Below are 3838 nucleotides of genomic sequence, written 5' to 3'. Positions count from 1 at the left end.
CGGGCGGCGGCGCAGGCCTTCCGGCGGCACATGGTGCCGTTGACGGTGGCGTGCGCTCTGGCGGGGCTCACGGGATTGGCGGGATTGGCGGAGCGGGCCGGGCTGCCTGTCCTGCCGGTCACGGGTAGCATCACGCCGTCAGCGGCCATGGCCCAGCCGGGGCAACCCCGGCCAGAGCCTTCTGGACCGGAGCCGTCTCGCCCGGACATGCCCGCGCCGGACCAGGACGTATCCATATCCGGCGGGTCCGCCGTATCCTCGGAGTCTGCCCCGGCATCCACCGCGCCCGCGCCCGCAATCAACGGACCAGCGCCCCCCGGCGGTCCGCGAACCACCCCGCCCCCAGCCCGCCCGGCCAAAGGCTCTGGCGGGGGTTCCGCCGTGCTCATCGCCACCTACGACTGGCCACCCTATGTGGAACACAATCTGCCGCACGGCGGCTACGTGGCGCGGGTTATCCGGGCCGCGCTGGCCTCCGTGGGGCTTGAGGCGCGCTTCGAATTCATGCCGTGGGCCAGAGGCATGTCCCTGCTGCGCGACGGCAAGGTGACCGCCGTGGCGCCCGCCTACAGAACCGTCGACCGGGAAATCGAATGCGACCTGTCCGCCCCGTTCCCCGGCGGCCCGCTGGCGTTGTTCGGACTGACGCCCAACGCCCTGCGCTGGAGCGACCTGCGCGACCTGGCCGGGCTGCGCATCGGCGTGGTGCGCGGGTACGCCCACACCCAGGCCTTCGACGCCGCAGCCTTCCTGAGCAAGGAGCCCGCCAACGACGAACTGGCCAACCTGCGCAAGCTGCTGGCCAGGCGCATCGACGCCATGGCCGCAGACCGCAACGTGGTGCACTTTCTGCTGCGGCGCTACCTGCCAGCACAGGCCGCCAGCCTTGCCGAATTCGACCCCATCCTGGGCGAACGCGACCTGCATGTGTGCTTTTCACGCGCGCGGCCCGACCATGCCGCCCTGCGCGAGGCCTTCGACAGGGGGCTGGCCACCATACGCGCCTCCGGGCTTCTGGACGAACTGCACCGCGAAATGCGTCGCCTGACCGAGGTGCAACCGGCAGGGCGATAACCCGCATCAGGCATGTCGCCCTGCCCCAACCCGGCACGGTTACAGCCACGGCATGGCGGCCTGTGGCATGCCGGCTCGCCCAACCATCAGCCCCGGCGGCATGCGCCCTCACCGTACCGCTTCCAGCGCCACATCCCCCCTGCCCCGCTTGCCTGCCGGGCGGAAATGCCCTACCTCACCCGCAGGCTTGGCGCGCCCGCCGCGCCGCAGGCCGTTTTCATCCCATCCGCCCAGCCCTTCCGGAGGACATCTTGACCGCTCTCGTCACCGCCGCCATCGCCGGGGGGGGCCTTGCAGGCTGCGAATGCGCCCGCAGGCTCGCCCGCGCCGGGGTTGCCGTCACCCTGTACGAAATGAAGCCCCAGGCATTTTCCCCGGCCCATGCCAGCCCGGACCTTGCCGAACTGGTATGTTCCAATTCTTTGCGTTCGGATGACATCGCCTCCGGCGTGGGGCTGCTGAAGCAGGAGATGCGCGAACTGGACAGCCTGGTCATGCAGGTGGCAGAGGCCACCCGCGTGCCCGCGGGCAAGGCCCTTGCGGTGGACCGCGAGCTGTTTGCCCGGCGCATGACCGAGGCCATGGAGGCGGAACCGAACATCACCGTTGTGCGCCGCGAAATCACCTCCATCCACTCGCCGGAACTGGCCGCCGCCGACGTGGCAGTGGTGTCCGCCGGGCCGCTGGCCAGCGAGCCGCTGGCCGCATCGCTGGCCGAGGTCGTCGGCTCGCGCCATCTGTATTTCTACGATGCCATCGCGCCCATCATCGCCGCCGAATCCATCGACACTTCCATCGCCTTTCAGGGTTCGCGCTACGACGAGGGCGAGGGCGACTACCTGAACTGCCCCATGAACCGCGAGGAATACGAGGCCTTTCACGCCGCCCTGCTGGCCGCCGAAAAGGCCCCCACCCACGAGTTCGAGAAGGAAGTCCACTTCGAGGGCTGCATGCCCATCGAGGCCCTGGCGGAACGCGGCGAACGCACGCTGGTCTTCGGGCCGTTCAAGCCCGTGGGTTTCACCGACCCGCGCACCGGCCAGCGCCCCTACGCCATCGTGCAACTGCGCGCCGAAAACCTGAACCGCACCGCCTACAACCTGGTGGGCTGCCAGACCAAGCTCAAGTACGGCGAGCAGGAACGCGTGTTCCGCATGATCCCGGGCCTCGCCAACGCCGAGTTCGTGCGCCACGGCTCCATGCACCGCAACACCTACGTCAACGCCCCCCTCGTGCTGGCCGACGACCTGGCTCTGCGCCCCCACCGCCACGTGCATCTGGCCGGGCAGATCACCGGCGTGGAAGGCTACGTGGAATCCGCCGCCTGCGGCCTGTGGCTGGGCATGCTGCTGGCCGCCCGCGCCCTGGGCCGCGCCATGCCCCAGCTCCTCCCCCCTCCCACGGACACCGCCCTCGGCGCGCTGCTCCACCACCTGCGCACCCCCGCCAAGAACTTCCAGCCCTCCAACGTCAACTTCGGCCTCATGCCCGAACTGACCCAGCGCGCCAAGAAACGCGACCGCAAGGCCCTGTACGCCGAACGCGCCCGCGCCAGCTTCGCCGCATGGTTGGAAGGCGTGCCGGGGTTGGAGAAGTAGAACAGAAAATTACAAAGACTAAGCGGGGAAGGGGGAGCTTTGAAAAGCTCCCCCTTCCCCGAACCCCAGCGTTGCTGTCGCCATCCGTAAGGTTCGCGCTACGCGCTCACCTAACGGCTGCCGCTCCCCCGCCCCGATTCTGCGTTTATTCTCGCTTCCTAAATCCCACGCGCTTCCACATCCGCCAGCAGGGCGGCGTGGTCGTGCTGGCGCAGGGTATCGAAGTCGGGGCGGGCGTAGCGATACTGAAGCTTGTACATGTTGGCCCAGGCATTGGAGAATTGGGCGGGATCGGTCCAGGCGGCGCGGCCGGTGCGCTTCATGTGGCGCACGGCCAGATGGCCCTGATAGACGGGCAGGTCGCCACGCAGGCTGCGGCGCAGGTCGTGTTCCAGGTCGTCATACTGGCTGGGGGCGTAGCGCAGGTCGAAGGGGCCGACGGCGTCGAACACGGCGCGGCGGAACAGATGGCAGCAGCCGGTCACGGACACGCACGGGCGCTGGTAGGAGAACTGGCCGAAATCCAGTTCCTGCAGATGCAGATCGGAAACGGAGAACCGGCGGCGGTAGCCGGGGGCGTTCTCCGGCGCGGCGGCCATGTCGCCGCCGGGGTCCAGATGCAGGTCCACGGACTGGAGCAGCATGGGGACCGAATAATCCACCACGCGGCAGCCGTACACGCTGGCGGCGGGGTGGGTGTCCATGGCCGCGCCGAACAGGCGCAACCAGTCAGGCGGCACGGTGGCGTCGTCGTCCAGAAAGGCCACCCAGTCGCAGGCGCGGACTTCCGGCAGGGTCAGCAGCCAGTTGCGGGCTGGGGGCGCGCCGATGTTCAGCGGCAGGGTGACGGTATGCAGCCGCTCGCCCAGACGATGGGGCGCACGTTCGGCCCAGCGGGCCAGCACGGCGGGGGTGGAGTCGGTGCAGCCGTTGTCCAGCACCACCACGCGGGCGTCGCCAAGGTCGGACGCGGCAACGGAGGCCAGGGCTTCGTCGATGCACTCGGCCTTGTTCCAGGTGTAGAACAGCACAGCGCCGCGCCCGGCGGGCAGGTCGCCCGGCAGGTCGCGCCCTTTCGCCACGTCGTCGAGGCGCAACAGAAGATTGATCTGCCAGGGGCGCAGGCTCGCCGCCGCGCGCCACAGGGCAAGGGCGCCGTCGCGGTC

4 protein-coding genes are annotated in these 3838 nt (G+C 69.5%); 2 read left to right on the top strand and 2 right to left on the bottom strand.

Annotated features, from left to right (window positions below; translation table 11 throughout):
• A partial coding sequence (locus FVW20_RS19715; protein ID WP_231039003.1) for a hypothetical protein occupies window positions 1-236 on the bottom strand: 236 nt, incomplete at its 3' end.
• Between the two features lie 145 nt (window positions 237-381).
• On the opposite strand from FVW20_RS19715, the gene FVW20_RS09360 reads away from it, so the two are divergent.
• Window positions 382-1074, top strand: a complete 693-nt coding sequence (locus tag FVW20_RS09360; RefSeq protein WP_196609207.1) for a substrate-binding periplasmic protein — start codon at window positions 382-384, stop codon at window positions 1072-1074.
• Between the two features lie 251 nt (window positions 1075-1325).
• Window positions 1326-2672: a methylenetetrahydrofolate--tRNA-(uracil(54)-C(5))-methyltransferase (FADH(2)-oxidizing) TrmFO gene (gene trmFO, locus FVW20_RS09355; RefSeq protein WP_196609206.1), complete on the top strand. Its 1347-nt coding sequence runs from the start codon at window positions 1326-1328 to the stop codon at window positions 2670-2672.
• A gap of 158 nt (window positions 2673-2830) precedes the next feature.
• Here trmFO and FVW20_RS09350 read toward each other — a convergent pair.
• A partial coding sequence (locus tag FVW20_RS09350; RefSeq protein ID WP_196609205.1) for a glycosyltransferase family 2 protein occupies window positions 2831-3838 on the bottom strand: 1008 nt, incomplete at its 5' end.

This window comes from Nitratidesulfovibrio oxamicus (assembly GCF_015731765.1).
GTDB lineage: Bacteria > Desulfobacterota > Desulfovibrionia > Desulfovibrionales > Desulfovibrionaceae > Cupidesulfovibrio > Cupidesulfovibrio oxamicus.
Note: the sequence above shows the minus strand (reverse complement) of the source record. Positions and strands in the feature narration are given on the sequence as shown.